This window comes from Streptomyces humidus (genome assembly GCF_014649655.1).
GTDB lineage: Bacteria > Actinomycetota > Actinomycetes > Streptomycetales > Streptomycetaceae > Streptomyces > Streptomyces humidus.
Genome location: NZ_BMTL01000024.1, coordinates 94,086 through 116,795 on the forward strand (window position 1 = coordinate 94,086; position 22,710 = coordinate 116,795).

Annotated in this window: 27 protein-coding genes; 7 read left to right on the forward strand and 20 right to left on the reverse strand. The window is 71.7% G+C overall.

Going from position 1 to position 22,710, the window contains the following annotated elements:
• Positions 1-3: 3 nt before the first annotated feature.
• The 4 genes from IE239_RS26555 to IE239_RS26570 all read right to left on the reverse strand — a co-directional run bounded on the left by IE239_RS26555 (position 4) and on the right by IE239_RS26570 (position 5,012).
• The gene (locus IE239_RS26555) at positions 4-663 is read right to left on the reverse strand and encodes a TetR family transcriptional regulator (protein ID WP_190151913.1); all 660 of its coding nucleotides are present in this window, start codon (positions 661-663) and stop codon (positions 4-6) included.
• 199 nt (positions 664-862) lie between these two features.
• Positions 863-2,974 (reverse strand): phosphotransferase family protein, encoded by a 2,112-nt coding sequence (locus IE239_RS26560; RefSeq protein WP_190151914.1) that lies wholly within the window; start codon positions 2,972-2,974, stop codon positions 863-865.
• A 416-nt stretch (positions 2,975-3,390) separates the two neighbouring features.
• On the reverse strand, positions 3,391-4,134 hold the full coding sequence (locus tag IE239_RS26565) for an HAD family hydrolase (protein WP_229878323.1): 744 nt from the start codon (positions 4,132-4,134) through the stop codon (positions 3,391-3,393).
• Positions 4,134-5,012: a FadR/GntR family transcriptional regulator gene (locus tag IE239_RS26570; protein ID WP_190151916.1), complete on the reverse strand. Its 879-nt coding sequence runs from the start codon at positions 5,010-5,012 to the stop codon at positions 4,134-4,136. Before IE239_RS26570 ends, IE239_RS26565 begins: the two co-directional genes overlap by 1 nt.
• 153 nt (positions 5,013-5,165) lie before the next feature.
• Between IE239_RS26570 and IE239_RS26575 the strand changes: the two genes are divergently transcribed.
• Positions 5,166-5,360, forward strand: coding sequence for a hypothetical protein (locus IE239_RS26575; protein ID WP_190151917.1), 195 nt, complete (start codon positions 5,166-5,168; stop codon positions 5,358-5,360).
• Here the strand turns inward: IE239_RS26575 and IE239_RS26580 are convergent.
• Together IE239_RS26580 and IE239_RS26585 are read right to left on the reverse strand one after the other, a co-directional pair.
• Positions 5,350-6,258, reverse strand: a complete 909-nt coding sequence (locus IE239_RS26580) for a winged helix-turn-helix domain-containing protein (protein ID WP_229878324.1) — start codon at positions 6,256-6,258, stop codon at positions 5,350-5,352. The genes IE239_RS26575 and IE239_RS26580 overlap by 11 nt on opposite strands.
• Before the next feature lie 398 nt (positions 6,259-6,656).
• A complete protein-coding gene (locus IE239_RS26585) occupies positions 6,657-7,223 on the reverse strand; it encodes an RsiG family protein (RefSeq protein WP_190151919.1) in 567 nt (188 codons plus the stop codon).
• 158 nt (positions 7,224-7,381) lie between these two features.
• On the opposite strand from IE239_RS26585, the gene dtd reads away from it, so the two are divergent.
• Complete coding sequence (gene dtd / locus IE239_RS26590; RefSeq protein ID WP_190151920.1) at positions 7,382-7,807, forward strand: D-aminoacyl-tRNA deacylase; 426 nt, start codon at positions 7,382-7,384, stop codon at positions 7,805-7,807.
• 67 nt (positions 7,808-7,874) lie between these two features.
• Here dtd and ygfZ read toward each other — a convergent pair whose 3' ends face one another.
• From ygfZ to IE239_RS26620, 6 genes are all read right to left on the reverse strand, one after another.
• Positions 7,875-8,840: a CAF17-like 4Fe-4S cluster assembly/insertion protein YgfZ gene (gene ygfZ / locus IE239_RS26595; RefSeq protein ID WP_190151921.1), complete on the reverse strand. Its 966-nt coding sequence runs from the start codon at positions 8,838-8,840 to the stop codon at positions 7,875-7,877.
• Between the two features lie 10 nt (positions 8,841-8,850).
• The gene (locus IE239_RS26600) at positions 8,851-9,363 is read right to left on the reverse strand and encodes a Fur family transcriptional regulator (RefSeq protein WP_190151922.1); all 513 of its coding nucleotides are present in this window, start codon (positions 9,361-9,363) and stop codon (positions 8,851-8,853) included.
• Between the two features lie 16 nt (positions 9,364-9,379).
• The gene (locus IE239_RS26605; protein ID WP_190151923.1) at positions 9,380-9,955 is read right to left on the reverse strand and encodes a heme-binding beta-barrel domain-containing protein; all 576 of its coding nucleotides are present in this window, start codon (positions 9,953-9,955) and stop codon (positions 9,380-9,382) included.
• Between the two features lie 245 nt (positions 9,956-10,200).
• A complete protein-coding gene (locus IE239_RS26610; RefSeq protein WP_190151924.1) occupies positions 10,201-11,118 on the reverse strand; it encodes a hypothetical protein in 918 nt (305 codons plus the stop codon).
• The gene (locus IE239_RS26615; protein WP_190151925.1) at positions 11,115-11,987 is read right to left on the reverse strand and encodes a hypothetical protein; all 873 of its coding nucleotides are present in this window, start codon (positions 11,985-11,987) and stop codon (positions 11,115-11,117) included. Before IE239_RS26615 ends, IE239_RS26610 begins: the two co-directional genes overlap by 4 nt.
• Positions 11,984-12,667: a hypothetical protein gene (locus IE239_RS26620; protein WP_190151926.1), complete on the reverse strand. Its 684-nt coding sequence runs from the start codon at positions 12,665-12,667 to the stop codon at positions 11,984-11,986. Before IE239_RS26620 ends, IE239_RS26615 begins: the two co-directional genes overlap by 4 nt.
• A gap of 284 nt (positions 12,668-12,951) precedes the next feature.
• On the opposite strand from IE239_RS26620, the gene IE239_RS26625 reads away from it, so the two are divergent.
• Positions 12,952-13,314 (forward strand): DsrE family protein, encoded by a 363-nt coding sequence (locus tag IE239_RS26625; protein WP_190151927.1) that lies wholly within the window; start codon positions 12,952-12,954, stop codon positions 13,312-13,314.
• A gap of 54 nt (positions 13,315-13,368) precedes the next feature.
• Here the strand turns inward: IE239_RS26625 and IE239_RS26630 are convergent, their stop codons facing one another.
• The 8 genes from IE239_RS26630 to IE239_RS26660 all read right to left on the reverse strand — a co-directional run bounded on the left by IE239_RS26630 (position 13,369) and on the right by IE239_RS26660 (position 18,937).
• A complete protein-coding gene (locus IE239_RS26630) occupies positions 13,369-13,641 on the reverse strand; it encodes a DUF3099 domain-containing protein (RefSeq protein WP_190151928.1) in 273 nt (90 codons plus the stop codon).
• Between the two features lie 91 nt (positions 13,642-13,732).
• Positions 13,733-14,020 (reverse strand): DUF1416 domain-containing protein, encoded by a 288-nt coding sequence (locus IE239_RS26635; protein ID WP_007382995.1) that lies wholly within the window; start codon positions 14,018-14,020, stop codon positions 13,733-13,735.
• A gap of 71 nt (positions 14,021-14,091) precedes the next feature.
• On the reverse strand, positions 14,092-14,931 hold the full coding sequence (locus IE239_RS26640; protein ID WP_190151929.1) for a sulfurtransferase: 840 nt from the start codon (positions 14,929-14,931) through the stop codon (positions 14,092-14,094).
• 142 nt (positions 14,932-15,073) lie between these two features.
• Positions 15,074-15,157: an Ms5788A family Cys-rich leader peptide gene (locus IE239_RS43330; RefSeq protein ID WP_350818853.1), complete on the reverse strand. Its 84-nt coding sequence runs from the start codon at positions 15,155-15,157 to the stop codon at positions 15,074-15,076.
• Positions 15,158-15,356: 199 nt separating this feature from the next.
• A complete protein-coding gene (locus IE239_RS26645; RefSeq protein WP_190151930.1) occupies positions 15,357-16,094 on the reverse strand; it encodes an LmeA family phospholipid-binding protein in 738 nt (245 codons plus the stop codon).
• Positions 16,095-16,321: 227 nt separating this feature from the next.
• Positions 16,322-17,788 carry a hypothetical protein gene (locus IE239_RS26650; RefSeq protein WP_190151931.1) on the reverse strand — a complete coding sequence of 489 codons (1,467 nt, stop codon included), beginning with the start codon at positions 17,786-17,788 and terminating at the stop codon, positions 16,322-16,324.
• 1 nt (position 17,789) lies between these two features.
• A complete protein-coding gene (locus IE239_RS26655) occupies positions 17,790-18,044 on the reverse strand; it encodes a MoaD/ThiS family protein (protein WP_190151983.1) in 255 nt (84 codons plus the stop codon).
• 53 nt (positions 18,045-18,097) lie between these two features.
• On the reverse strand, positions 18,098-18,937 hold the full coding sequence (locus IE239_RS26660; protein WP_190151932.1) for an alpha/beta hydrolase family protein: 840 nt from the start codon (positions 18,935-18,937) through the stop codon (positions 18,098-18,100).
• A gap of 216 nt (positions 18,938-19,153) precedes the next feature.
• Here IE239_RS26660 and IE239_RS26665 point away from each other — a divergent pair, with 216 nt between their 5' ends.
• The 4 genes from IE239_RS26665 (at position 19,154) to IE239_RS26680 (ending at position 22,650) form a co-directional block, all read left to right on the forward strand.
• Positions 19,154-19,942: a winged helix-turn-helix transcriptional regulator gene (locus IE239_RS26665; protein ID WP_190151933.1), complete on the forward strand. Its 789-nt coding sequence runs from the start codon at positions 19,154-19,156 to the stop codon at positions 19,940-19,942.
• A 105-nt stretch (positions 19,943-20,047) separates the two neighbouring features.
• The gene (locus IE239_RS26670; protein ID WP_190151934.1) at positions 20,048-21,070 is read left to right on the forward strand and encodes a LacI family DNA-binding transcriptional regulator; all 1,023 of its coding nucleotides are present in this window, start codon (positions 20,048-20,050) and stop codon (positions 21,068-21,070) included.
• Positions 21,071-21,234: 164 nt separating this feature from the next.
• Positions 21,235-22,410 (forward strand): S1C family serine protease, encoded by a 1,176-nt coding sequence (locus tag IE239_RS26675; protein WP_190151935.1) that lies wholly within the window; start codon positions 21,235-21,237, stop codon positions 22,408-22,410.
• 30 nt (positions 22,411-22,440) lie between these two features.
• Positions 22,441-22,650, forward strand: a complete 210-nt coding sequence (locus tag IE239_RS26680; RefSeq protein ID WP_190151936.1) for a hypothetical protein — start codon at positions 22,441-22,443, stop codon at positions 22,648-22,650.
• The last annotated feature ends 60 nt before the right edge of the window (positions 22,651-22,710 follow it).

Genomic DNA, 22,710 nt, shown 5'->3' on the forward strand with positions numbered 1-22,710 from the left:
TGTCTACCGGGCGTCCGCCGGCCGCCCCGAGGGTCGGTCGAGCCGCGGCAGCGCCGTCCCCAGCACGTCGAAGGCCCGCTCCGCTGCGGCCACCGCGTCCTCCCGCACGTCTGCGAGACGCTCCCCGGCCGCCACCCGCCGCCAGTTCTCCTCGGCGAGGATCCGCCGGACGGCGACGATCTGGCCGGCCGCCAGCCGGGCGTCGAGGGCGGTGGGCAGGTCGTCCGCGAGGGCGTCGGCGAGGGCGGCCTCCGAACGCTCCAGATAGCCGTACAGGCGGGCGACCAGGGACGGAGTGCCGTAGAGAAGGTCGTAGAAGGCCCGCGCCGCGGGGTGGTCGTTGAGGCCGGTGACGGGGTCCTCCGCTGCCAGCCCCGCCAGGAAGTGCCGGCGCAGGGCGGTCAGCGGCGCGACGCCCTCGGCCCGCCCCTCGGCGACGATCCGCGCGGCCTCCTGTTCGTGATCGGCGATCCGGTGCAGCACCAGATCCTCCTTCGCCGGGAAGTAGCGGAAGAGGGTCGGCTTGGAGATCTCCGCCGCCGCGGCGACCTCGGCGACGGACACCGCGTCGAAGCCGCGCTCCAGGAACAGCCGGACGGCGACCTCCGACACGGCCTGGTACATCCGCTGCCTCTTGCGCTCCCGCAGCCCGGTCTCACTCATGGGGCGAGCCTACGGCGGCGACGCGGGCGGCGTGCCGCCGTGGAGGCCCGGGGCGGAAGCACCCGCCGGGCGGGTACGCCCGCCACCGGGCCGGCCGTCGGGCCGCGCGGGCGGGTTCCGTAGGCGGTCCCGGCCGCCGCGGGCGGCGGGGATGACCGCTCCGGCGGGCGTCCGTCCCCGAACGCACGGGTCGATACGGCTAGGCCAGAGCCCGGGCAAGGCAGGGGTTCGCCGTCGCGGGGACGGAGAGACCGAGGGAAGCGGTGGCGGCCGCGAGGGTGTCGGCGTAGGAGTCGACCGCCCGGCGGACGTTGGGGGCGTCCAGCCCCGAACCGGTCGCCAGGCGGTCCAGGTCGATGTACGCGGAGCGGACGATCTCGATCCGGCGGTAGACGAACCAGTCCTTCCCCCAGTCCCGGGTGTACTCGGGGGACAGCCGACGCTGCCACCGAAGGAACATCCGCTCCCTGATCTCCGGCCTCGTGGGCGTGAGATGCATGTGCCGGACCAGGTCGTAGAGCGGGTCGCCGACCAGGGCCATCTCCCAGTCGATGATCGTCAGGGCCAGGGCGTCGTCGCGGCGCACCAGGTTCCACGGATTGAGGTCGCCGTGCAGCAGAGCCGGCGCCCGATGGCTCACCCGGCGCACGGAGAGGATCTCCCGCAGCCGCCGCTCGTCGGGCAGCCCCAGCGTGCGGGCCAGTTGGAGCGACTTCTTCGGCAGGTCCCGGACCAGACCCACCAGTTGTTCCTTGAGCCACTCGGAGAAATCGACCTGCCCGGCCTGTGGATCGATCAACGCATGGTCCACCCGGGTCAGTTCGCACAGCTGGTCGACGAGTGCGTCCGCCTCGTGCGGCAGCAGGCCGTTCACCGGGTGCACGGGAGGCCGGTCGATATGGGTGCCCTCGTAGGTGTGGACGCTGAGTTGATCGTTCGGGTAGCTGACGCCCAGCGCGAGGACCTCGGGCGCCGCCACCCGCACACGTGACTCCTGGATCGCCTGGAGGACGACGTGCTCACTCAGGTATCTGGGCTCCCGGCGCGAGACGTCGGGCAGTTTGCGGCGCACGACCACGGGAGTCGGCACGCCCTGCACCCGGACCACCGAGTTGAGGTGCGCGGTGCCCTTGAAGACCCGGTGTGCCGGAGCCGCGCCCTCCGCCAGCAGCGCCTCCCGCACGGCGGACGCCGGGAAGCGGGGGTTCTCGGGAAGGCGTGGATCCGGCTGCCATCCGAAGGCCTTCGTGATCCAGTCCCGGCCGCTCACTCCCTGATCGCCCCGAGACGCCAGCCAGCGGAACAGGGCTCGTCCGATCTCGTCACGCGCCGGGACGTTCACCAGACGCAACGGCTCCGCCGCTTCCCGCAGTGCCCGTCCCACCTCCACCGTCGCCTCGTCCAGGCTCTTCTGCGTGAACGACTCCCGCAGGGACCGCGCGGCCCGCATGACGTCGGGGTAGAGGGACTGCGCCCGCTCGAAGTCGAGGTAGTGACGCAGATCCTTGGCGAGGCCCTTGACCGCGCTGGGCCGGCGCTCCCGCATGGCTTCCGCCCATGCCTCGATCACCTCGTCCCACTGACTGTCCGGGTACCGCATGCGCACCAGATGGGTGGCGAGGTCGTGCAGGGGGTCGCCCCAGGTCGCCAGCTCCCAGTCGACGCAGACGAGCGGCGGGTCGCCGTCGTACGAGACGATCAGGTTGTCCCGGTGCAGGTCCGTGTGGAGCAGGCTGTACGGCCGCCGGGTCATCGCCGGGACCCGCCCGGCCAGTGCGAGCAGGGCGTCGTCGGAGACGCCGAGGGCCTTGAACAGTCCGCCGAACTCGCTCCAGTTCGGTCGACGGATCTCCGCGTCGGCGAGATGCGCCAGGGTCCTCAGAAAGGCCTGGCTGTCGCTGTGGTTGGCGGGCCAGGACCTCGGCAGGGCCGGCAGCGCCGACAGCCGTACCTGGGTCATCCGCGCCAGCAGCCCCGCCAGCGTCCTGATGACCAGGGTGTCCACAGGTTTACCGTTTCCGCAGATCGTGGAGAGCGGTACGCCTTCCGCATAGCTGTGGACGGAGCAGTCCGGTGTCTTCACCAGGCACGCGGGCGCGTGGGGCAGGACGCCCTGGAGGGCCTTCAGGATGGCCGCCTCGTCCTGCCACGTCCTGATCACCACGGGCAGCGCGTCCCGACGCCGGATGCGCACCGTCACGGGTGTGCCCGGCTCTCGGCGCAGCAGTCGCGCCACGTCACCGGTCAGCGGCAGCACATGGTTGCGATGGTGGTGGCCGCTGGACGCCTGCGTGGACTCCGCGGCTCGCACGAAGGCACGTAGTACGGCTGACGTGTCCTCGGCGGCTCGTTCCCCGGGGTGACGAAGGGGAACAAGGTGGTCGACCACTGGCCGCTCCGGATACTCGCGCTGGGCATGTTAGGGCAAACGGTAAAGGCGCCGCACGACCGGAGCGATGCAAGTGAGCCGTTGGGTGGGTGCCACTCATCCGCGTCAGGCCGTCCGAGACCGGCTGGTTCGCCGTCTTATACGGGTGGACGGGGGTGAATGCTCGCGCGATTGAGGCATGCTAGCGCAGCGCGGACCGGTTGTTCGGCGAGATGCCTCCAGACCGCGCTCCGCAGCCTGATCACGCGCGAGCCGCCGCCCCCGTCACCGCTCTGCCGCGCGTTCACACGGCGACCGCGGCGCCGCCCTGCGCCCGGCAGACGTCCCCGAGCCGCCGCTCAGCCCCTGAACGCCTCCAGCACCGGCTCCAGCGACGGCACCACCCGGGTCGCGCCCGCCCCCAGTAGCAGTTTCTCCTTGCGCTCGTTACGCGCGTAGCCCAGGAAGGGGACGCCCGCCTCGCGGGCGGCCAGGAAGTCGGAGGGGGTGTCACCGATCATCAGGGCGGTGCCGGGGGCCGAGCCCGTGGCGCGCAGGGCGAGGTTCAGGCAGTGCGGATGCGGCTTGAGGTGGTGCAGTTCCTGGGTGCGGCCGTAGATGTGGGGCGCGAAGCAGGAGGTGAGGCCACGGGCCGCCAGGTATGTGGCGACGACCCGCGGGGAGTTGTTCGTGGTGATCGCCAGCCGCAGGCCCAGGGCCGTCAGGGTGCGTATCAGCGGGTCGGCGTAGGGGGTGGGCATCGCCGTCGCCGTGGCTCTCAGCTCCTCCTGGGTGAGACGTTCCTCCAGCTCGGCGACCAGGTCGCTGCCGGGACGCAGACGGTCCACGGCGCGCAGGACGACGTGCGGGTCCAGCGACTCCCGCTCGCTCTCCGTCAGCAGGTGGTGCAGGCCCCGCCCTTCGAGCCACTCCACCAGGCCGTCGGCCACCCCCTCCGCCGAGTGGCCGGCGAAGAGGCGGCAGATCGGCCCGTCGAAGTCCCACAGGACGACGCGCGCGTTCCTGATCACTTCACGCAGGTCTGCCGCCTCGGTCTCGGTGTCGGGGGTCGCGTGCTGGGTCTGCTGCGTATCAGAAGTCACTAGGAGAGTGTCAGGTCCGTGGTGATGGTTTCCCAGAGGGCGTCGAACCACTTCTGGGATTGCTCCACGAACGCGGCGTCGCGCTGACCGGCCGCCTTCTCGAAGGAGAAGAGCAGCGACTCGGTGCCGAGGACGTCGTACATGTCGAGGGTTCCGGTGTCGGTGGACTCCTCGCGCCGGGTGACCATGTAGTACGCCATCAGCGCCTCCTGGCCGTTGAGGAGATAGAGCTTCACCGGCGGGGTGAACGGCAGCGCGCGGAAGGTGATGCTGACGTCGATGCCGTGCGAGCGCAGCGTCTGGAGGTTGTGGCGCAGGACGTGCCCCTGGGCGTTGCGCATCGCCAGCCAGCGCTGGTGGACGGGGTCGTCGTCGCCGCGGCCGTCGACCGGGACCGGGAAGGCGAGGCTGATGTCCCGGGACGGCAGAAGGATGCGGACGTCGATGCTGGCGGGCTTCAACTGCCCCCCGTGGATGAGCCGCAGGGGCTCGCCCAGGGCGGGGATGAGGCTCTCGGCGGTGAGACAGGCCGCGTCGACGCGCACGTGCGGGGCGGAGAAGGCGGCGGTCAGCCGGGGGGCCAGACCGACCATGGTGGGCTGCGGCTCCTCGGGGCCCGAGGAGGGCGGCTCCGCGATCCGGGGCGGGCTGCCCTTGCTGACGCCGGTGAGCAGCCCGTCGTCCTGCAGCATCCGCAGCGCCTGGCGCACGGCGCCGCGCTCCACGCCGAACTCGTCGGCCAGCTCGGCCTGGGTGGGCAGCCGGTCGCCGGCCCTGAGATCCCCGACGCGGATGCGCTCGCGCAGGACGTCGGCGATCTCCAGGGGAGAGAGCCTTCTGCTGCCGTTCACTGCCACGTTCTCCTGGGTCACGACCAAACGCTACAACTTCGATCCATCTGACGGGAGTTGTTTGAAAGTTGTTTAGCAGTTGCCGCCAAGTGGGGACAACATAGTCATAGTTGGTTACCAACTTGAGCGAGTTGGCAGAAGGTTTGCCTCCCGCTCCCAGCCTGGAAGGGGGGAACCACCATGCCCGTCCTCGTCCTCCTCAGCGCCGCCTTCGTCGTCGGCGTCGAGCAGACCGTCCAATGGAAGTACGGCACCACCGGCGCCGTCGGCCTGCTTCTGCTCAGCGTCGGCGTCAAGGCCAAGAGCCCCGCCCTGAGTTCGGTCGGCGCCGTGATCCTCGCCCTCCTCGCCACCGGGCCCGCCGTCAGCTCGTGAGGACCAGCTCGGAGCTGATCGTGTCCCACAGCGCCTCGAACCACCGGCGCGACTGATCCACGAACGCCGTGTCACGCGGACCGGCGCCCCGCTCGAAGGCGAACAGCACCGACCGCGTGCCTTCGGCGTCGTACATGTCCATGTTCTCCTGGCCGACCGTCTGCTCCCCCCGCTGGACCGTGTAGTAGGCGAACAGCGCCTCGGTCCCGTTCAGGAGGTACAGCTTCACGGGCGGGGTGAAGGGCAGCGCGCGGAAGGTGACGTGCACGTCGATGCCGTGCGTGGAACGCAGCGTGAGCAGGTTGTGCCGCAGCACCTGCCCCTGGGCGTTGCGATGGGCCAGCCAGCGGCGCTGCAGCCGGCCGGTGGCCGAGGCGTCCACCGGCGACGGGAAGGCGAGGTCGATGTCCCGGGACGGCAACAGGACACGGACGTCGATCTTGGCCGGTTTCAGCTGCCCCGCGTGGATCTGCCGCACCGGTTCGCCGATCGCGGCGGTCAGCGAGACCGCGGTCAGACAGAGGGCGTCGACCTGCACGTGATCGGCCGCGAAGGCCTCGGTGACGCGGGGTGGGAGGCCCGCCGCCGAGGGCTGCGGCGCCGCACCGGGGCCGACCGGGAGGCCGGGCGGGCCCGGCAGCTCCGCGACCGTCGCCGGACTGCCCTTGGAGACGTTGGTCAGCAGCCGCTCCGACTGCAGAATGCGCAGGGCCCGGCGTACGGCGCCCCGGTCGACGCCGAACTCGTCCGCCAGCCTGGCCTGCGTGGGCATGCGCTGCCCCGGCCGCAGCACACCGGCTCTGATGCGGGCGCGCAGCTCGTCGGCCACCTCGCGGTGCGAGCGCCGCGCCTCCTCCGCTCCCCTCCGCCCCTTGACGGAGGCATTTTCCGTCTCCACGTCCGCACCGTACAACTTCCCGCCATCTTTCGGCAGTTCAAAGTGAGATGGTTATAGGACGCTTCCAAGCGGACATAACTACAGAGAAGTTGGCAGCCAACTTCAACAACGTGGTCAAACTTCCAGACGGTTGGCCGGTCGGGCTTCCTTCCGGAGGGGAGCCGGGAGCCCGAGCAGACGGCGCCGACGTACAGCCACAACTGAACATCGCCCGCACAGCCACAACTTCAGAGCGTACGCACAGCCACAACTGAACAGCTACGGATGAACCACTTTCCCGACGACCGCCGTTCCACCCGCCGAAAGGAGCCGCCAGCACCTGTCCGGGCACTCAGGGCGCCCGGGCGTCCGCGGCAGGGCGCCGACCCATCGGGCGGCGCCCTCTCGTTCGTCCGCCGTCACACCAGCAGGTCCTCGACCTGCGCCTCTCCCTCCCGGTAGCGGCGCGTGATCTCCGCGCCCGACTCGTCGGCCGTCTGCTGCAGACGCTGACGCCGGCTGGAGACCTGCTGCTCGTAGCGGACCAGCCGGCCCATCGCCTCGTTCAGCTCGGGATCGGTGCGCGCGCCGAGGTCGGAGAGCTCGACGTCGGCGAGCATGTCGGCGGCGAGCCGCCGGTACTCCTCACTGTGCGGAGTGCCCAGGGTGACGTGGCGCGCCGAGGAGCGGTGCCGGGCCGGGGCGTCGGTGAGGATCTCCGACAGCCGCTCGACCACGGACGCCGCGCCCGTCGGAGAACGCCGGGCCAGCTCCGCGCGCAGGATGTCGATGCGGCCCTGGAGCAGGCGCCGCACGTAACTGAGGTCGGCCTCGTCGCGCTGGGCGTCCCGGCGCAGGGTGCGCAGCTCGGGCAGGCTCAGCCCGGCCAGGTCGTGCTCCGCGGGTGCGACGGGCAGCACGGTGTCGTCGCTGCGCTGTGCGGGCGGCCTGTGTGTCGCGGGCCGCCCGGTACTCGGTGTGCTCATGTGCCTCAACCGTCCCTCGACCGGCGTGTGGAAAGCATCGTGCCACCCCAAGTCGCCGCTTTGTGACCGAGTCCCCCCGAACGGCCCCAGACAGGGGCTTAAGGATCAAAAATGGGCCCCTCGCGAGTCCGTGCCGGCCACCCGGCATGATGGTCCGCATGCGAGCGGTGGTGCAGAGGGTGGACGGCGCGAGCGTCGTCGTGGACGGCGAGACGGTCGGGGAGATCAGCGGCGAGGGGCTGTGCGTCCTGGTCGGCGTGACCCACGAGGACACCCCGGAGAAGGCGGACCGGCTCGCCCGCAAGCTGTGGTCGGTCCGCATGCTGCACGACGAGAGGTCGTGCAGCGACATCGACGCACCGCTGCTGGTGATCAGCCAGTTCACCCTGTACGGGGACGCCCGCAAGGGCCGCCGGCCCACCTGGAACGCGGCCGCCCCCGGCCCGGTCGCCGAACCCCTCGTCGACGAGGTCGTCGCCCGGCTGCGCGCCCTCGGCGCGACGGTGGCGACGGGCCGGTTCGGCGCGCGGATGCGCGTCTCCCTGACCAACGACGGCCCCTTCACCGTCCTGATCGAGGTCTGAGCCCGCCGCCCGCCCCACCCGACGACCTGACGGGCTGACGGACTGACGGGCTGACGGGCAGGCCTCGCTAGGGCTCGACCACGACCTCCTGCGCGGCCGCCGTCGTGTCGGCCACCAGGGGGGCGTCCACCGGCACGTTGCGCTTCACCAGGGCCAGGGCCACCGGGCCGAGTTCGTGATGGCGGGCGGAGGTGGTGATGAAGCCGACCTTGCGGCCGTCGGGGCCTTCGCCGGCGACGCGCAGCTCGGTGCCGGCGGGCGGAAGATGCACCTCGCTGCCGTCGAGGTGCAGGAAGACCAGACGTCGGGGCGGCTTGCCGAGGTTCTGGACACGGGCGACCGTCTCCTGCCCTCGGTAGCAGCCCTTCTGGAGATGCACGGCCGTGCCGATCCAGCCGAGCTCGTGCGGGATCGTGCGGTGGTCCGTCTCGAAGCCGAGGCGCGGGCGGTGGTGCTCGACGCGGAGGGCCTCGAGGGCGAGTATCCCGGCCGGCGGACCGGCCTGCCCGGCGAACGACTCCAGGTCGGCGCGGGGAAGGAAGAGATCGCGGCCGTACGGCGTCTCGCGGACGACGACGCCGGCCGGCACGGGGGTGATCGACCCCGCCGGGAGATGGACGACCGCTGTGTCCGCCGTCCGGTCGGCGACCTCGACCCGGTAGAAGAACTTCATCGACTCCAGGTACGCGAGCAGCGCGTCCTGGGTGCCGGGTTCGACGTGCGCCCAGACCGTCGCACCGTCGTCCACCAGGTACAGCGCGTGCTCGATGTGACCGTGCGCGGAGAGGATCAGCGCCTCGGTGGCCTGGCCGGGCGCGAGGTCGCAGACGTGCTGGGTGAGCAGGAGGTGCAGCCAGCTCAGCCGGTCCTCGCCGGAGACGGTGACGACTCCGCGGTGCGAGAGGTCGACGAAGCCGGCGCCGTCGGCCAGGGCGCGCTGCTCACGGAACAGGTCGCCGTAGTGACCGGCGACGTCTTCGTCCACGCCCTCGGCGGGGACGGCGCCGGGCAGGGACAGCAGAGGGCTCTTCATGGGGCCAAGCCTACGACCCGGTGATCGAACCCTCGTCGGCCGAATCCACGGCCGGACCGGCGGCCGGCCCCGCGGCCCCGCCCTTCGCGGCAGAACCCCTGCCCGCGCAGTCCCGGCAACGGCCGAAGATCGCGAAGTGCTTCATGTCCGTCTCGAAGCCGAAGGTCGCACGCAGCTTGGCCGTGAACTCGGCGGCCACCTGCACGTCCGCCTCGATGACGTCGCCGCAGTCCCGGCAGACCAGGTGGAGGTGATGGTGGCGGTCGGCCAGATGGTAGGTGGGCGCCCCGTGCCCCAGGTGCGCGTGGCTGACCAGCCCGAGTTCCTCGAGGAGCTCCAGCGTGCGGTAGACGGTCGAGATGTTGACCCCCGACGCCGTCTTCCTCACTTCCACGAGGATGGCGTCGGGGGTCGCGTGCTCCAGGGTGTCCACGGCCTCGAGGACAAGCTGGCGCTGCGGCGTCAGCCGGTATCCGCGCTTCCGCAGGTCGCTCTTCCAGTCAGTGCTTTCAGTGCTCACCACACCCACGAGTCTAGGACTACTTGAAGAAGGCGATCCCGTCGTCCGGCATGTCGTCGGGGAGGGCCTTCGCCCAGCGCTCGACGTCCTCGGGGGTGACGACCTTCTTCAGGTGGGCCGACATGTAGGGGCGCAGCTCGACCTCGGGGGTCTGCTTCTCGCCGACCCACATGAGGTCGCTCTTGACGTAGCCGTAGAGCCGCTTGCCACCGGTGTACGGGCCCGAGGCGGCCGTGCGCGCCACCGCGTCCGTGACCAGGTCGATCTGCGGCTTCTTGTCGGCCAGCTCGCCGTACCAGATCTCGACGACGCCGTCGTCGCGGACCATCGTCACCTCGACCTTGCGGTCGGCGTCGACCCGCCAGAAGCCCGACTCGGACTCCAGGGGGCGGACCTTGTTGCCGTCCTTGTCCAGGACCCAGGTGTAGGAGCGGTACTCGAGGAAGTCCCGGCCGTCGTGGCCGAAGGCGACCTCCTGCCCGAAGTTGCACTTCTCCGACCCCGGGAAGTCGTGCACGCCCGCGCCCGCCCAGCTGCCGAGCAGGAAGGCGAGGGGGACGAGGTCCTTGTGGAGGTCGGACGGAATCTCGATCATGAGTGGCAGTTCCTGGACTGGTAGGTCAGCGCTGGCCCTGGTACAGCTTCTTCACGGTCAGACCGGCGAAGGCGAGGACGCCGACGCAGACCAGGACCAGCAGGGCTTCGAAGAAGATCTCCACGGGTGCTCCTCGGATGAGCGTGTTGCGGGGTACGTACGACTCGGGACACGTACGACAGGGCCGGGCCCCAGCTTACGCGGCCGGGCCCCGGCCCTCCCTGCGAGGTACGCCGTCGCGGGCGTCAGCTCAGCAGCTGGCTCTGCAGGGCCACGGTCTGCTGGAAGGGCACGGCCGCCGCGGCGCCCCTGCGGGACTGCAGGACCAGGGCGACGACGTCGCCCGCCTGCAGATAGGCCTGGCGCAGCTGCTCCGCGCCGTACGGCTTCGCCTCGTCGTAAGCATTGCGCCTGACGTTCGGGAGGTCGGCGAACGTCGGGTAGCCCTCGTCGAACTCCGTCTCGGCCGCGCCGCGGGCCGCGTACACGGGTGAGGCGAACGAGGTGAGCGTGTCGTAGACGCGCTGGGCGACCGTCCCCGTGTCGAACTGCATCAGGTAGACGCCGGTGTGCGTGCCGTCCGCGGTGGTCCAGCCCCGGGCCGCGATGTGCCGCAGGCCGCTGTCGGTGAGCAGCTGTCCGACGTCGCCGCGGTCCTTCTCCGCCTCGAACACCGTCAGGAAGTCCTTCGTCGCCAGCCAGCCGTCGGCGCCGCGCAGCGCCTTGTCCTCGGTCGAACCCCCGGGAGCGGGCAGGCGCAGCGCGCGCAGGTCCGCGTAGTGGCCGGCGGCCCAGTTCCTGGTGTCGAACGGGTGCCGGCTGCCGGCGGGCAGCGGAGGCATGGTGATGTCCGGGTAGGCCCAGCGGCCGTCCGGCTGGGTGGCCAGTCCGGGCAGGTCCGTCCGTTCCATGCGCGTGATTCCGTAGGCCGTGCCCGCTCCGAGCGCGGCGAAGACGGTGACGACGGCGGTCCAGCGCAGGACGGCCCGCAGCACGCGGCGGTCCTTGGAGGCGGGAACGGCCTCCGGCGTCGTGTCGGGGGCGGGTCCGGGGATCGGGTGCGAAGCGGTCCCGGGGACGGGTTCCCGGATCGGCGCCGGGGCTCCCGTCTGTTCCGGCCGGGGCTGCGGGTCCTGCAGCGGTCGGGGGCGCTCGGTGGTCATACGGCCTGTCCCGGGTCGTCGATGCGGGCGAGTTGTGCGGCGAAGAACTTGGCGACGAACGTGCCGTCGATCGGGTCGGGGGCCGCCGACGAGACGCTGACCAGCACATCCCCCACTGCCGCGGTGCACAGCGCCACGCCCAGGTCCTCGGCCTCGCCCTTGGGGCTCAGGGAGCACCGCGCGTCCGGACGACCCTCGATCCTCGGCCCCTTACGGAAGACGTCCACAGCGGCGAGGAACCCGTTGAAGGCCGTCGCCGAACGGCGCGCGGCGGTCGGGTTCTCCAGTCGGGACAGGGTGACGTCGAAGACGATCGTGTCCTTGCGGTTGTAGTCCGACCAGGCGACGGCGTAACTGCGCATCGCCATGCCCTTGACGGGCTCCTTGTCGATCAGCTTCTCCAGCTTCCGGCGCGACGCGCTGGGCAGATCCTTGATCGACTCCTTGCGCAGGGCGGTGGCCTGCGCGCCGCTGAACTCGGCGTCCGAGCCGAACTCGCGCATGTCCGGGCCGGGTTGGAAGCCGTCGGTGCCGAACGGCACCATCAGGGCGCTCAGTCCCGACCCGGCCGCGGCGCCCTTCCTCGGGCCCTTGCCGTCGGCCCCGTCCTCGCCCTCGGCGGGCGTCTCCGGGAACTTCCAGGTGGGGCTGCCGTGGCCGCGGTCGGCGCCCCGCACGGTCACGACGGTGCCGCCGACGACCGCGCAGGCCAGCAGGACGGAACCCGCCACGGCGGCGATCCGGCCGGTGCGACGGGCCCCGGCCGGTGCGGGCTCCGCGACGGCGTGCCCCGCCCCGGCCTCGGCGCCGGCCGCCTCGGGGCGCTCGGGGCGCTCGGGGACTTCAGAGGTCTCGGGCGTCTCGCTCACAGCTTCCCCACCTGCCGCTCGGCCAGGTCCATGATCTTCGCCTTCGGAATCGGCTTGCTGTCGTAGACGCGGATCTCCATGCAGACGTCCCCGCGCCAGGCGTACGCCTCGGCCGCGTACAAGGGGAGGTAACCCGGCTTCCGCTCGGGGGTGTCGTGCACGTACGCCACCCCGTTGCCGTCTCCGGTGCCGGGGATGGGCCAGTCGCGGGTGCCGGGCTCCTTGCCGGCCCAGTAGCGGCCGTTCTCGGCCCACTCCAACGCCGCCCTCTTGCTCTCCTGGCGGAACTGCACGAGGTTGATCCGCACGCTGTACGTCTCCCCCACCCGCCACGAAGTCGTCGCCGCACGGCGGAACTCGTCGTCGACGAGGTCGTTGAACGTGGCGGCGGGGTCCTTGTAGTCCCCCGCGTACGCGGACAGGTCCGCCCAGCCGTCCCTCCCCATCGGAACCCGGCTGTCCTTCGCCCCCGCGGGCCGCGTGATCAGCAGCTTGCGCAGGTCGCCGTCGGTCCTGACCCGGCGGTCCTGCGCCGCCGACAGCGGCTCGACCTCGCCCTCGGCCTGCTCCACGACGGGCTGCGAGAGCGACGGCAGCGCGGTGGGCGCACGGCCGGCCTGGATCACGTATCCGGTGCAGACACCGGCGACGATCCCGAGCAGGGCGGCTCCGGCGATCATCAGCGTCGTACGGCCACGGGGCCGCCGGCCGGCTCCAGAGCCGGTGTCGGCGGCCGGGTCTGCACCTGTACCTGTGCCCGAGTCCGTGGCGGTGCCTGTACCCGAGTCCGTGGCGGTGCCTGTACCTAAGTCCACGGCGGTGGCGGGTGGTTCCGTCTCATCGGTCCTTTCCGGACCTTCCACAACATCCCCCTCAAAAGCGTGTAGCGCGCATTCGTCGCGCCTTGCACAGGAGACCCATGATCATCACCGGCAGTTGCAGGGAGCTTGATTACGATTCGGGCATGACGAAGAAGCTCGTGATCAAGGTGACGGCGGGGGCCGATGCTCCCGAACGGTGCTCGCAGGCGTTCACGGTGGCGGCGGTGGCCGTGGCCAGCGGGGTCGAGGTGTCGCTGTGGCTCACCGGGGAGTCCGCGTGGTTCGCGCTGCCGGGACGGGCCGCCGAGTTCGAGCTGCCGCACGCGGCCCCGCTGCCCGACCTGATCGACTCGGTCCTGGCCGGCGGCCGTCTCACCCTGTGCACCCAGTGCGCGGCCCGTCGGGACATCACGGAGAAGGACGTCATCGAGGGGGTGCGGATCGCCGGCGCCCAGGTGTTCGTGCAGGAGGCGCTGGGCGACGGGACGCAGGCGCTCGTGTACTAGGGGCGGGCGGTGCCGGATGCCGGGCGGGACATCGGGGGGCGTCGGGCGGGAGCGTCAGGGGCGGTCGCGGGGGCGGCGGTTCTTGCCGTCCAGCTCGTCCCACCACTCGTCCGACTCGGGGTCGCCCGAGGGGTCGTCCCACCAGCGGTCGTCGGGGCCGCGCCGGTTGGCGACCATCGCGGCGACCGGCGGGATGATCATGGCCACCAGGCACATGCCGACGGCCGCCGGGACCGACCAGATGCGCACGACCGCCCAGGCCAGCACGAAGAGCGCGATGCAGGTGCCCATCATCGCGAAGTACATGCGCCGTCGGCGGGCCAACATACGTCCAGGGTAGGACGGGACACGCGCCGGGACACGGCGAAGGGCCGCGTCCCGGGCGTCCAGCCCGCGGGACACGGCCCCTGCCCGGTGCTCAGACCGCGATCGCGACCTCGGCGAGACCGCCCTGCTGGGCGACGACCGTACGGTCGGCGGTGCCGCCGGGGACGAGGGCGCGCACGGTCCAGGTGCCCTCGGCCGCGTAGAAGCGGAACTGTCCGGTTGCGGAGGTGGGGACCTCCGCGGTGAACTCGCCGGTCGAGTCCAGCAGGCGGACGTATCCGACCACCGGCTCGCCGTCCCGGGTCACCTGACCCTGGATCGTGGTCTCACCGGGCTTGATCGTCGAGGCGTCCGGGCCGCCGGCCTTCGCTCCACACATGTGCTTCTCCAGAGATGTCTGACCGGAAGGCCGGTCGGGTTCGCTTCTTGTCCGTCGCCTGGTGGCGCGGGTTACTTGTTGGCGCCGAGCTCGATCGGGACGCCGACGAGGGAGCCGTACTCGGTCCAGGAGCCGTCGTAGTTCTTGACGTTCTCCACGCCCAGCAGCTCGTGCAGGACGAACCAGGTCAGGGCCGAGCGCTCGCCGATGCGGCAGTACGCGATGGTGTCCCTGGCCAGGTCGACCTGCTCGTCGACGTAGAGCGCCTTGAGCTCGTCGTCCGACTTGAAGGTGCCGTCGTCGTTGGCGTTCTTCGACCACGGGATGTTGCGGGCGGACGGGACGTGGCCCGGACGCTGGGACTGCTCCTGCGGCAGGTGCGCGGGAGCGAGCAGCTTGCCGCTGAACTCGTCGGGCGAGCGGACGTCGACCAGGTTCTGCGAACCGATGGCCGCCAGCACGTCGTCACGGAAGGCGCGGATGGCCTTGTTCTGCGGCTTGGCCTGGTAGGAGGTCTCGGGGCGCTCGGGCACCTCTTCGACCAGCTCGCGGGCGTCCAGCTCCCACTTCTTGCGGCCGCCGTCGAGAAGCTTGACGTTCTCGTGGCCGTACAGCTTGAAGTACCAGTAGGCGTAGGAGGCGAACCAGTTGTTGTTGCCGCCGTAGAGGATCACCAGCGTGTCGTTGGCGATGCCCTTCGCGGACAGGAGCTTCTCGAAGCCCTCCTGGTCGACGAAGTCACGGCGGACCGGGTCCTGGAGGTCCTGGGTCCAGTCGATCCGGATCGCGTTCCTGATGTGGTTCTTCTCGTACGCGGACGTGTCCTCGTCGACCTCGACGATGGCGATGTCGGCGTTGTCGAGGTTGGCCTCGACCCAGTCGGCGTCGACCAGGACGTCACTGCGGCTCATGCTCGTTCTCCTCCGGGGCAGTTACGGCGGGGGTGTGCAGACTAAAAAGAGGGGTGCGCGGCCGGGGCTCGCCGGCGGGCGGCGCACGAATGCCCTCGGCGCGAGGGCTACGGGAGGCGCGGAAGGCCGGCGGGGCTTCCGCTCAGAAGGGGCGACAGAGCATGGCGGCGACGCGGCACAGGTCTACTGCCCGCCGCTTCGTGAGATCCGCCTGTCGCTGCATCATGTCGTCGATCGTAGGGACGGACAGGCGGCCATGTCACCAGTGCTCCGCATGGTGAGACAGGATCGTCCGCATAGTGGGAAACGAGAAGCGCCCGGACCGTGCCGACACGGGTTCCGGGCGCTGGAGGCCGTCGTCACATCGATCGGACGGACGGCGATGTCTCACCTGTCGGACGTCTGGCGTCCACCAGGGATCAGGCCTACCCGGCCAGCCTGACGTTCGAACCCTTCACCGAGATCTCCACGCCGTTCTGCGCGGCGACGACCTTGTCGAGCTTGATCCCGCCGGGCAGGTCGTCGATCTTCTGCTGGAAGTCGGTGATCGAGCGCACCTCGTCCTCGGCGGCCCGCACCCCGCCGAAGCTGGGCAGCGAGTCGGCGTGCACGCGGACGCTGTCGCCGACGACGGTGACCGTGCTGAGGACGTAGACGGGCTGCGGCAGCCGGTTGCCGAGCACGGTGGCCTGGACGGCGACCTTGATCTTGCCGTTGCCGCCGTCGGAGAGGCCGATCACCTGGGCGGTGACGCCCTGGATGATCCGCGTCGGCTCGGACTTCGCGGTCTTCAGCAGCTCGGCGTACGTGATGGACGCGCTGCCGGTGGCGCTGGAGGCGGTGGCGGAGCTGTAGTCGCCCGAGAACTCGACGCCCTTCATGTCCGCCCGGAGGTCGTCGATGCGGATGGTCCGGCCGCGGGCGCCGGTGGCCGCCTCGTAGCCGTCGATGCCGACCTCGACGTCGTCCAGCGAGCCGCCCACGACCTGGGTGAGGAAGGGGAAGCCCTTGATGGACACGTCCGGGGTGACGGCGAGGCCCTCGCGGGACTTGAGCCTGTCGGCGACCTCACCCTCCGCGAAGTTCACGGCGAGACGGTCCGCGAGCACGAACAGGCCGCCCAGGACCACGACGACGACCAGCAGTATGCGAAGCGCACGCATGCGACAGTTTCCCCCACCCGGACGGTCTGGGCCCCTCACGGCGAACGGCCCACGACGGCCGGTCCACGACGACCGGCCGGTTCTCCTCGACAACGGTTCAAGGTAACCCCGCGTGCGTCGGCCGCCGCGGGATTGTCGATCACCTGTGACAGACCCTCAGGCTCATGCCCGCCGTGACCCGTCCCATGCCGGTCCCATGCCGGTCCTGTGCCGGTCCTGTGCCGGTCCTACGCCAGCGCCCGTCCCAGCACGTACACCGCCGGCGCCGCGGCGGCCAGCGGCAGGGCGACGCCCGCCGTGAAGTGCACGAAACGGGAGGGGTAGTCGTAGCTCGCGACCCGGTGGCCGATGAGCGCGCAGACCGCCGCGCCCGCGCCGAGCAGCGCTCCCCGCGCGCCCATCCCGGTCATCTGGCCGACCGCGATGCCCGCGCCCGCCGCGGCGAGCAGCGCCACCACGACGGAGGCCGGGGTGGGCAGCGGCAGCGCACGGGCCAATACGGCGATCGCCACCGCGGCCGCGCCGACCGTCACCGCAGCCGGCTCGGCGCCGAGGTGCCCGGTGGCCAGCACGGCCAGGGCGGAGGAGGCGACGGTCGCCATCAGCCCGTACATGCGCTCGTCGGGGTCGGCGTGCGAACGCAGCTGCAGGACGAGGCAGAGCAGGACCCAGGCGCCGAGGGTGCCCAGGATCGCGGCGGGCGCGTGTTCCCGGCCTGCCGCGAGGAGGACGGCGTCCGAGACCAGCGCGCCGAGGAAGGCGAGCGCGATGCCCTGCCGGGCCGGCCACATGCCGTTCAGCCGGAACCAGCCCGCCGCCGTGACGGCCTGGAGCGCCACGAGCGGGACGAGGAGGGCGTACGAGCCGATCGCCGCCGTGCCGGACAGCAGCAGGCCGAGGAGCGCGGTGAGCGCGGCGGGCTGCATGCCCGGCTCGATGATCGGCGAGCGCCCCTCCAGACGGGCCCGCTGGGCGTCCGTGACGCGGGCGTTGCCGGCGAGGGTGGCGGGGCCGTAGGTCGGGCCGGCGCCGCCCTGGCCGGAGGCGAGGCCCGGAGCGCCTGTCGAAGCGGCGGCCGTCGCGGGAGCGGCGGGCGCGCGGACCTCCTGGCGCGGGGCCGGGGTCTGCCGGTCGCCGCCCGGGGCCGGGGCCGGGGCGCCGTACGCGGCGTGACCGTGGCCGGGTGCGCCGCCGTGGGCCGGGGTCCCGCCGTACGCGGAGGATCCGCTGTACGCGGCGGAGTCGCCCTGGGGGGGAGTGGCCCCGTACGCGGCGGAGTCGCCGTACGCGAGGTACGGGTTCCCGTACGCGGGGCCGTCGCCGCTCTGAGGCGGCAGGTAGGCGGTCCGGGCCGGGTCGGCCGCGGCGACCGGCCGCTGCACGCCGGTCTCCCAGGTCTGGCCCTGCCACTGCTGGGTGTTCTGCAGGTGGGCGTGCGGGTCGTCGTACCCCTGCTGCTGTCCGGGCCATGCCTGCCGGGCCTGCGGCTCCTGGGCCTGCTGCGGCTGCTGCCGGGCGTGGGGGTCGTACCCCTCGTCCCGGTACCGGTACCCCTCGGCTGCCTGGTAGCCCTCGTGGCCCGGGTTGCCCTCGTGGCCGGGGTAGCCCTCGTGGCCGGGGTAGCCCTGATGGCCGGGGTAGCCCTGATGGGGGCGGTCCCCCTGATAAGAGGCGTCGTACGGCTGGTCGGTCATCTCACCCTCCTGCGAACGGCGGGAGCACCTCGACCGTGCCGCCGTCGGCCAGCCGTACCGTCTCATGTGCGCGGGTGCCCACGGGGTCACCGTCGACGAGGAACGAACATCGCTGCAGGACACGCGCGAGTTCGCCGGGGTGCCGCGCCCGTGCGGCCTCGAGCGCCCCGGCCAGCGTGGCCGCGTCGTGCGGCTCCTCGGCGACTCCGGCCGCGGCCTTCGCGGCCGCCCAGTAGCGCACCGTGACCTTCGCCATCTCGTCCCTCAAGTCAGATCGTCACATCGGATCTCGGTGTCGACAGGGCCAGGCTAGCCCGCCCGTGCGACCGCCCAGTCCCCGATGCGGGCCAGCAGGCCGTCGTCGGCGGCGTGTTCGGCATGGCCCATGCCGTGCTCAAGCCAGAGTTCGCCGTGGCCGGCGGCGGCCTCGGCCAGCATGCGGGGGTGGTCGAGGGGGAAGTAGCCGTCCCGGTCGCCGTGCACGATCAGCAGCGGGGTGGGCGCGATCTTCGGCGCCGACTCGGCCGGGGACGGCGGCACCGGGTCCCAGTCCCGGTGATGGATGCGGGTGCCGAACCCGTAGCGGCCGACCAGCCGGCCCTCCGGGCGGGTGACCATCCAGTGCAGCCGGCGCATGGGAGCGGTGCCGCGGTAGTACCAGCGGGCGGGCGCGCTCACGGAGACCACGGCGTCCACGCTCCGCCCGGGCAGGGCCGCGTGCCGCAGAACCACCGAGCCGCCCATGGAGAACCCGACGGTCACCACGCGCGGGTGCCCGAGCGAGCGCGCCCACTCGACGGCGGCGGCGAGGTCCAGCACCTCGCGGTCGCCGACCGTGGAGCGCCCGCCGGAGCGGCCGTGCCCCCGGAAGGAGAACGTGACCACGGCTCCGTGCCGGGCGAAGGCGGCCGCCACCCGACGCAGATGCGGACGGTCCACGTGCCCCGTGAACCCGTGCGCGATCACGAACATCGGGCGACGCACGGGCGAACCGGAGGCGTCGTATACGACGTGACCCGGTTCGTATACGGAATCGATGGAAATCCCGTCGGCGGTGGTCAGAAACGTCCGCAATGGTGCACACCTGCCCGTCTCGGAATTCGGACGAACGACGGAACGTGCCCCATGACCTGCCGGACCCCTGCTCATGTGGGCTATTCTGCTGGACAGAGGACTCGGGCAGCGCAGCCCCCGGGTCCTTTCGTGCTTTCGGAAGCGTTGTATACGACATGGCGGCCGGGTGGGAAACACCAGGTGACCGTGGGTGTACGGCACCCGGGAACGCGAGCAGTGCCGCACGACTCCCCCACTGCCCCCGAGGCGCGGGAGGGGCCCCCACGCAGGGACCGAGGAGGAACCAGACATATGAGTTCTCTGCTGCTCCTGACCAACGCTCTCCAGCCGTCGACGGAAGTGCTGCCGGCCCTCGGCCTGCTGCTCCACAACGTGCGGGTGGCCCCGGCGGAAGGCCCCGCCCTCGTCGACACCCCCGGCGCCGACGTCATCCTCGTCGACGGCCGCCGCGACCTGCCCCAGGTCCGCAGCCTGTGCCAGCTGCTGCGCTCCACCGGGCCGGGCTGTCCGCTCGTCCTGGTGGTGACCGAGGGCGGTCTCGCGGCCGTCACCGCCGACTGGGGCATCGACGACGTCCTGCTGGACACCGCCGGCCCGGCCGAGGTCGAGGCGCGCCTGCGGCTGGCCATGGGCCGCCAGCAGATCGTGGCCGACGACTCCCCGATGGAGATCCGCAACGGCGATCTGTCGGTGGACGAGGCGACCTACAGCGCGAAGCTGAAGGGACGGGTCCTGGACCTCACCTTCAAGGAGTTCGAGCTCCTGAAATACCTCGCCCAGCACCCGGGCCGGGTGTTCACGCGCGCACAGTTGCTCCAGGAGGTCTGGGGCTACGACTACTTCGGCGGCACCCGCACGGTCGACGTCCACGTACGGCGGCTGCGCGCCAAACTCGGCCCCGAGCACGAGTCGCTGATCGGAACGGTCCGCAACGTCGGTTATCGATTCGTTACCCCCGAGAAGGGGGAGCGCGCCACCGACGAGGCGAAGGCCAGGACGGACCGGTCCGAGCGGGCGAATGCGGAGAATGCGGACAACCCGGCCGCCCGTGACGCCGCCGAGGTCCCGGCGGAGGCGTAGTACCCGCCGGTAGGCCTGCCACCTGCCCGGACAAGGCGTTGCTCGCGCACAGAGAAGGTTCCGTCCGCCCTGCCCAGAGCGGGTCCATCCGCGTAGACTCCGCGCGTGGCAAAGGTGACTCGGGATGATGTGGCGCGGCTGGCGGGAACTTCCACCGCCGTCGTCAGTTACGTCATCAACAACGGACCCCGGCCGGTCGCCCCGGCCACGCGCGAGCGTGTCCTCGCCGCCATCAAGGAGCTGGGGTACCGGCCCGACCGGGTCGCCCAGGCGATGGCGTCCCGGCGCACCGACCTCATAGGCCTGATCATCCCGGACGCACGTCAGCCCTTCTTCGGCGAGATGGCGCACGCGGTCGAGCAGGCCGCCTCCGAGCGCGGAAAGATGGTGCTGGTCGGCAACACCGACTACGTCGCCGAGCGCGAGGTCCACTATCTGCGGGCGTTCCTCGGGATGCGGGTCTCGGGTCTCATCCTCGTCAGCCACGCGCTCAACGACCAGGCGGCCGCCGAGATCGACGCCTGGGACGCCCGGGTGGTCCTGCTGCACGAACGCCCCGAGGCCATCGACGACGTCGCCGTCGTCACCGACGACCTCGGCGGCGCGCAGCTCGCCGTGCGCCACCTCCTGGAGCACGGTCACGCCTACGTGGCCTGTGTCGGCGGCACCGCCGAGACGCCCTCCGTCGGCGACCCCGTCTCCGACCACGTCGAGGGCTGGCGGCGCGCCATGGACGAGGCGGGCATCAGCACCCAGGGCCGTCTCTTCGAAGCGCCCTACAACCGCTACGACGCCTACCGCGTCTCCCTGGGCCTGCTGTCGGGCCCCGACCGGCCGCCGGCCGTGTTCTGCTCCACCGACGACCAGGCGATCGGTCTGCTGCGCGCGGCGCGCGAGCTGCGCATCGACGTGCCCGGCGAGCTGGCCGTCATCGGCTTCGACGACATCAAGGAAGCGGCCCTCGCCGACCCGCCCATGACCACGGTCGCGTCGGACCGCTCGGCGATGGCCCGCGCCGCGGTCGATCTCGTCCTGGACGACGGCGTGCGGGTGGCCGGGTCGCGGCGCGAGCGGCTGAAGGTGTTCCCGTCCCGTCTGGTCGCCCGCCGCTCCTGCGGCTGCGAGTAGCCCCTTCCGCCCACCCCGCGGCGGTCTCCGGCAGCCTTCGTGAGACTTTCCTGAGAGCGGCCGCCCGTCATACGGCCCTGTCCTCATGTCGGGCATACCGGGTTCTGGCGACGTTCTCAGGGAGCACTCAGGGAGCTCTCATGGACGAGCGCCAAGCTTCTCTCATGACCGAGAGCTTCCGCCGCAGCGGCGAGTACGAGAACCCGTACCAGGCCCCGTACGAGGGCGCCCGGCAGCACGCCTCATCCCCCGCGTCCGCCTCTCCCGAGGCCTCCTCCCCGGTCAGCCCGGTGAACCCGGAGTGGCCGCCCCCGCCGGCCCACCGGCCGGCCGCGCAGGCTCCGGTCGGGCCCGCCGCCGTGTGGCAGACCCAGGCCGTCGGCGGCGCGGGCGACGGTGACGGCGGCGGCGGAACCGCTCCGCTCCCCCCGGTGGCCGCCGAGCCCACTCCGCCCGCGCGGAGGAAGCGCGCCCGCGGTCCGTTCGCGCTGCTCGCCGCCGTGGCGGTGGTGGCGGCCGCGATAGGCGGCGGCACGGCCTACGGCATCCAGGAGCTGACCGGCACGAACACGGTGGTCTCCTCGTCCACCACGACCAGCGTGGTGCCGACCGGCAAGACGGGGGACGTGGCCACCATCGCGGCGACGGTCAGCCCGAGCGTCGTCGAGGTCAGCGCCACGCTCAGCAACGGGACGTCCACCGGCTCCGGCGTGATCATCACCGGTGACGGCGAGATCGTCACCAACAACCACGTCGTCTCGGGCGCGAACTCGATCAAGGTGACGACCAGCGACGGCACGTCGTACACCGCGAAGGTCGTCGGCACCGACAGCAAGAAGGACCTCGCGCTGATCAAGGCGGTGAACGCCTCCGGGCTCAAGCCGGCGACCCTGGGCAACTCCGACGGCGTCAAGGTCGGCGACACGGTCGTCGCGATCGGCTCCCCCGAGGGCCTGACCGGCACCGTCACCAGCGGCATAGTCTCCGCCCTGCACCGGGACGTGACCGTCTCCACGGGCGAGAACCAGGGCCAGCAGCAGGGCGGCGGAGGCGGCGACTGGCCGTTCCAGTTCGGCGGCCGGCAGTTCAACGGCGACACCGGCTCGTCCACCACGACCTACAAGGCCCTGCAGACGGACGCCTCCCTGAACCCCGGCAACTCCGGCGGCGCGCTCATCGACGCCGGCGGGAACATCATCGGCATCAACTCCGCGATGTACTCGGCCGCCGCGAACTCGTCCTCCGCCGACGCCGGCAGCGTCGGCCTCGGCTTCGCCATCCCGATCAACACCGTCAAGGCCGACCTCGCCGCGCTGCGGGCCGGCGGCTCCACCGGCTGAACCCGCCACCGACCGAGCAGGGAGTTCGTCATGATCCAGCAGGTTTCGCATCCGGTGACCGGTGCCGGCGCGGCCGGCCTCGCCCTGGCCCTCGACGTGGCGTACGAGCTGCACCGCCCGACCGAGCCGGCCCGCGCGCCCGAGGTCCCGGCCCCGCAGCTGATGGGCCTGCGCACCACGACGGCCCGCCCGCACCGGCGCAAGGTGCCGCTGAACCGGCTCGCGGCGATGCGCGGCTGATCCCGCCGCCCAGTCCCGCCCTGCACGCGGACCACGGGAACCGTGCGACGCTGAACGCAC

Excerpts from the sequence above, each read along its gene's own strand:
- IE239_RS26555 (WP_190151913.1), bottom strand. The coding sequence starts at position 663 with ATGAGTGAGACCGGGCTGCGGGAGCGCAAGAGGCAGCGGATGTACCAG.
- IE239_RS26575 (WP_190151917.1), top strand. The coding sequence starts at position 5,166 with ATGCCCGTCCTCGTCCTCCTCAGCGCCGCCTTCGTCGTCGGCGTCGAG.
- IE239_RS26585 (WP_190151919.1), bottom strand. The coding sequence starts at position 7,223 with ATGAGCACACCGAGTACCGGGCGGCCCGCGACACACAGGCCGCCCGCA.
- dtd (WP_190151920.1), top strand. The coding sequence starts at position 7,382 with ATGCGAGCGGTGGTGCAGAGGGTGGACGGCGCGAGCGTCGTCGTGGAC.
- ygfZ (WP_190151921.1), bottom strand. The coding sequence starts at position 8,840 with ATGAAGAGCCCTCTGCTGTCCCTGCCCGGCGCCGTCCCCGCCGAGGGC.
- IE239_RS26605 (WP_190151923.1), bottom strand. The coding sequence starts at position 9,955 with ATGATCGAGATTCCGTCCGACCTCCACAAGGACCTCGTCCCCCTCGCC.
- IE239_RS26610 (WP_190151924.1), bottom strand. The coding sequence starts at position 11,118 with ATGACCACCGAGCGCCCCCGACCGCTGCAGGACCCGCAGCCCCGGCCG.
- IE239_RS26620 (WP_190151926.1), bottom strand. The coding sequence starts at position 12,667 with ATGATCGCCGGAGCCGCCCTGCTCGGGATCGTCGCCGGTGTCTGCACC.
- IE239_RS26625 (WP_190151927.1), top strand. The coding sequence starts at position 12,952 with ATGACGAAGAAGCTCGTGATCAAGGTGACGGCGGGGGCCGATGCTCCC.
- IE239_RS26630 (WP_190151928.1), bottom strand. The coding sequence starts at position 13,641 with ATGTTGGCCCGCCGACGGCGCATGTACTTCGCGATGATGGGCACCTGC.
- IE239_RS26635 (WP_007382995.1), bottom strand. The coding sequence starts at position 14,020 with ATGTGTGGAGCGAAGGCCGGCGGCCCGGACGCCTCGACGATCAAGCCC.
- IE239_RS26640 (WP_190151929.1), bottom strand. The coding sequence starts at position 14,931 with ATGAGCCGCAGTGACGTCCTGGTCGACGCCGACTGGGTCGAGGCCAAC.
- IE239_RS43330 (WP_350818853.1), bottom strand. The coding sequence starts at position 15,157 with ATGATGCAGCGACAGGCGGATCTCACGAAGCGGCGGGCAGTAGACCTG.
- IE239_RS26645 (WP_190151930.1), bottom strand. The coding sequence starts at position 16,094 with ATGCGTGCGCTTCGCATACTGCTGGTCGTCGTCGTGGTCCTGGGCGGC.
- IE239_RS26650 (WP_190151931.1), bottom strand. The coding sequence starts at position 17,788 with ATGACCGACCAGCCGTACGACGCCTCTTATCAGGGGGACCGCCCCCAT.
- IE239_RS26655 (WP_190151983.1), bottom strand. The coding sequence starts at position 18,044 with ATGGCGAAGGTCACGGTGCGCTACTGGGCGGCCGCGAAGGCCGCGGCC.
- IE239_RS26660 (WP_190151932.1), bottom strand. The coding sequence starts at position 18,937 with ATGAGCAGGGGTCCGGCAGGTCATGGGGCACGTTCCGTCGTTCGTCCG.
- IE239_RS26665 (WP_190151933.1), top strand. The coding sequence starts at position 19,154 with ATGAGTTCTCTGCTGCTCCTGACCAACGCTCTCCAGCCGTCGACGGAA.
- IE239_RS26675 (WP_190151935.1), top strand. The coding sequence starts at position 21,235 with ATGACCGAGAGCTTCCGCCGCAGCGGCGAGTACGAGAACCCGTACCAG.
- IE239_RS26680 (WP_190151936.1), top strand. The coding sequence starts at position 22,441 with ATGATCCAGCAGGTTTCGCATCCGGTGACCGGTGCCGGCGCGGCCGGC.